We start from the raw sequence: 4,248 nt of genomic DNA, 5'->3' as shown, positions 1-4,248 counted from the left end.
TAGCTGATCAGCCTGTACACGAGAACGGCGGCGAGCATGGACGCGGCTTCGCCCCCGGCGGCGGTGAGGCCGAGGGCGAGGGCCGGTTCGAGCGCCCCGACGTTGCCGGCTGTCGGCACGGCTCCGGCCACTGCTGCACCGATCAGGTAGATGGTGGCGATGGACAGCATCGACCCCGAACCGTTGAACGCCCAGACGCACGAAGCCAAGGCCACGATTTGTGCGATCTTGGTGCCGGCGGCGGAGGCGAGGAGGATCGCCGTCCGTCGAGGTGACCGGGCGAGCAGCAGAAGATGCCGGCCCGCGGCCGTCAGCGGGGGCCCCAACCGGGCCCGGACCCGGGGGTGCCCGCCGACCGCGACGCAGGCGAGCAGACAGCCGGCAACGCATGCCAGGGCCGGCCCGGACCCGACGTGTCGCGTGATCGGCCCGATGGGCGTGCCAAGCGCGTTACCCGGCTCCCGACCGCCGACCATGCCGGCGACGAGCACGATTCCGGCCACGTGCACGAGGGCGACGGCGACCTTCACGGCGGCGACGGCGCTCAGCCCGGCCGACCGGGTGAGTTGCTGGCGTTCCAGGTAGTGGACGTTCACCGCGATCGCCCCGAGGCCCGCCGGCAGGACCCGGTTTGCAGCCGCGGCCGCGAGCTGGACCCCCGCCGCCGTCGGCAGCCGCAGCGGCAGCCCACTGGCCGCGCGCAGGGCGAGTGCGTTGGCCAGAAAAAACAGGGCGGAGGCGAGCCCGCACACCACGAGCCAGGGCCAGCTGGGAGCCGGGACGTTCGACAGCGTGGTGGCTACCTCGGTCCGAAATCTGATCACGAGGAGCAGCGTCATCGGGACGGCGAGGGAAATCCCGATCAGCGCCCCGGGCCGGCGCAGCCAGCCCGCGCGAGCGCGATGCCAACGGATTCCTGTCAGCGCAAGCGGATGTGCCAGGCCCTCACCAGGCAGTTCCCGCATTAGTGGGTGCGTCGTGCGTTGGTGGGGTATGGCGACCGGCGGTAGTACGACGGCGGTGCCGTCAGCAGCTGCTGTTGCCGGGGCCGCTCTTTCGGAGGCTGCCCATCCGGGCGTCATGGCGCCAACGGTAGATCGGGATTCATAACGGATGCTGAACAACGTACATCCTGTGGACGGATCTTCATTCCGGCATCTCGGCGGACAGCGTGATATTCATCGGTTACACAGCCGGTTTGTGCGGGAACGCAATGGGATCGGCCGTACCCCGGCTGTTACACACGTGGGGTTCGTCACGGTGACTGATCGTGATCAGTGTTTGACATGATACGGAGACGGCCGGTGCGGATCGGCTGTGCGACCCGATCCATCCGGACATCCGAATCCCCGCGGACCGGAACAGGCTCGCCTGGCCTGTCGCTACCCGCGTCAGCTGGTACGGCCGTCCGGGCCGTACCAGCCCGGACGGTAGGTGCTCAGCCAGTTCACAATGGCCGTTCGCAGGTGCGCGGGCCGGAATTCGAAGGCGTCGAGGTCGGCCACGGCCAGCGAGCCCAGGTCGATGGCCTCTTCCCGGCTGGCGAGCTCCGCGAACGGTGACAGAGTGGACGCGAACACCATGTTCAGCTCATGCCACGCCCGGCCGGCCTCGACGAACGAGTGCTCCACGCATCCCACGAAGTCAAGGGTGCGCACGGCCAGGCCGGTCTCCACCCGGATCTTGCGGTGCAGCGCCTGCTCCACGCGCTCGCCCGGCTTCACGTTCCCGCCGGGCAGGGTGCACCATGCCTGCCCCCGGCGGTTGGCGACGATGATGCGCTCGCCGGTCGTGAAGAGCACACGTGCGCTCAACACCACCGACGTGCTGGACGTGCTGGGCGCGGACATGGCTGCCGTGACGGTGTCCACCGGGTCGGCCCGCCTTTCTTCGGTCGTCGGGAGCGGTCGGTGGTGGCCAGAGGTGATCGGTGCTGCTCAGGGACGTCGGTGCTGCTCAGGGACGGTTGGTGGTGCTCACGGACGGACTGCCTGGACTGCGAGGGTTGTGGGATCGAGCCCGAGAACATCGATCGCCTGTCGGACGGCGGTCCGCTCGGCCGGGTCGAACATGCCGTCAGCGTGTCCGATCACCGCTCCGAACTGGACGACTGACCGTGCTCGCACCCTGCGCCCGCGCACCTTGGCAATCTCGCGGAGCGCCGCGGACCTGGCCTCGCCGGCATCCGCGCGAAACGCCGCCACGTGCGCGTCGAACAGTGCGAGCAGTTCGTCCGGTGGAAAAGCGCTCAGGACCCGGTCGGTGGTGACGATGGTCGCCATCGCGTCCCGCTCCCGCGCGTCGATGGTGCCGTCGGCGGCGGCGACGAGTGCGCACATGGCGACGGCGGCGTCCCGGAAGGACATGTCGTCGAGTTCGTGTCGGCGGGCATCCAGTTGGGCACGGAAAGACTGTGCGGACCCGCGTAGATGGTTCCACCACGGCTCGGGCTCGGACACCGGTAGGCCGCGCCACGTCGGCCAGCGGTCCTCCAGCCAGCGGATCGCCACAGCGGCGACCGCCGGGGGAGTCAATGATCGCTCATCGAGGCTCCCGAGGGACAGCGCGACGAGCGGTGCGCCCAGATACGTGGCGGGTATGTCCGTGCCGGCCGGGATGTCGGCCGAAAACAACGTCGTGATCGTGCGGTGTTCAGCTGGCCCGGTCGCATGTTCGACGCAGCCCACGAAGGCGGGTAACGCCACTGACGCAGGCACGGCCGTGGCTGCCGGCGGCGTGCGTGCATCCCGGTCGCTGCCGACGAGTACGCGCAGGTGCCGGGCCGCGGCCGCGCCGACGCCTTCACCGGGTTCGACGGTTCCGCCGGGCAGCACGTGGGCTGCTTGGGCCGGCAGGTAGACGGCCACCAGGTGGTCACCCGTATCGAGCAGGATCCGCACGTCCAGCCGGACATCCGTGGGAACGGGCATGGCGCCTCCCTGTCGGTGACCTCACACTGCCACTGCCACTGCCACTGCGCTACGACGTGGGCGCGGACACCGTCTCATCATCCACCCGTCGACTGCGGCCACCCCTGACGGCCACCCCTGGATGGGCAGCCCGGGCCCGGCGCAAAGACGCTGGAAGAACCAGTCAATGGAGCAACTCGGGTTGGCAGCTCCCGATCGTTGCCGGCGGTGTGGCACTGAGGGGAATATGGACCGGCACTGGCGCGGCCAGCTCGAACCACACGTGTTTGCCGGGGCTGTCGTCGGCCGGCTTGTCGATCACGCCCCACTCGCTGGCCAGAGCCGCCACCAGATGCATCCCGCGGCCGGATTCGTCGTCGTCGCACACCGTCCGCAGGATCGGACGCATCGCGCTGCCGTCACCGACTGCAATCCGCACCCGGTCGTTCTGCGCCACAATCTGGACGTGCAGCGGGTCGTTGCACCGGGCATAGCGCACGGCGTTGGTGACGACCTCACTGACCAGCAGGCGGGCGATCTCGGCGTCCTCCTCGCGCCCCCAGGTGGCCAGCAGTTCGTTGACGAGACGCCTGGCCCGCCCCGCGGCGCGGGCGTTGGCAGGTAGATCGAAGCGTGCGGTAAGAGCTTCGGCCACGCCTCACCCTCCACCGGTCACTGCCGACGGGTATGCCGCCGAACATCACCATGTGTCCGAACATCACCACCAGCCCGCCACTGTCGCCTTCATGCCACCCGCCGTCAGCGTTCAAACCTTGTTGGCATGGTCTTGTCACCGACTGTCGGCTACCCGGCGAACACAGGCCCACCCTTGCGTGTGATCGGACGGTACGCACCTCGGGGGACGGCGGTCGTTGCCCCGAGCGGTCCGCGCAATCGAAGCTCTACCGGGCAGGTCCTAGATCACGTCGATGCCGTCGAGGATGTTGCCGTAGCCCGGCCAGCGGCCGCCATCGCGGTTTTTCGTCCCGTCAGGAGCTGATCCCGGACGCGGGCTGTGGCCCGGCTGTGCTTGTAGATCTTGCGGCGTTCCGTGCTGTGGAGGCGTTCCAGGGTGTTGGGCGTTTGCTGGCTGCGGGACATCGGCGCGCGGTGCAGCGGGATGCGGATAGCGCGGATGGTGTTGCTGGGGGTCAGCGGCGGCTCGGTCGATGCTCGACGGTACCGCTGGGTCGATGCTCGACGGTGCTGCCCGCCGGGCCATCCCGTTGCCAGTCGACACGGCCGGTTCGGCCGGGAAGGGTTGGGCGGGCATCCGGGTGGGCGGGATCCCCATCGGACCGGAAATCACCGGCGCGGGTCGGGCCGCGGGTATGGCTGG

Annotated in this window: 4 protein-coding genes; all 4 read right to left on the bottom strand. The window is 69.3% G+C overall.

Features of this window, described 5'->3' with window-relative positions; translation table 11 throughout:
* Positions 1-965 (bottom strand): lysylphosphatidylglycerol synthase domain-containing protein (locus U9977_RS21640; protein WP_322751116.1); only part of this gene is annotated, 965 nt, incomplete at its 3' end.
* Positions 966-1,391: 426 nt separating this feature from the next.
* A complete protein-coding gene (locus U9977_RS21635; RefSeq protein ID WP_322751115.1) occupies positions 1,392-1,871 on the bottom strand; it encodes an NUDIX domain-containing protein in 480 nt (159 codons plus the stop codon).
* A gap of 105 nt (positions 1,872-1,976) precedes the next feature.
* Positions 1,977-2,930, bottom strand: coding sequence for a tellurite resistance TerB family protein (locus U9977_RS21630; protein WP_322751114.1), 954 nt, complete (start codon positions 2,928-2,930; stop codon positions 1,977-1,979).
* Between the two features lie 163 nt (positions 2,931-3,093).
* On the bottom strand, positions 3,094-3,564 hold the full coding sequence (locus tag U9977_RS21625; protein ID WP_322751113.1) for an ATP-binding protein: 471 nt from the start codon (positions 3,562-3,564) through the stop codon (positions 3,094-3,096).
* Positions 3,565-4,248 lie beyond the last annotated feature (684 nt).

It is taken from the genome of Protofrankia sp. Cas8 (genome assembly GCF_963555845.1).
Taxonomy (GTDB): domain Bacteria; phylum Actinomycetota; class Actinomycetes; order Frankiales; family Frankiaceae; genus Protofrankia.
Note: the sequence above shows the minus strand (reverse complement) of the source record. Positions and strands in the feature narration are given on the sequence as shown.

Coding starts and splice junctions, on each gene's coding strand:
- U9977_RS21630 (WP_322751114.1), bottom strand. CDS start 2,930: ATGCCCGTTCCCACGGATGTCCGGCTGGACGTGCGGATCCTGCTCGAT.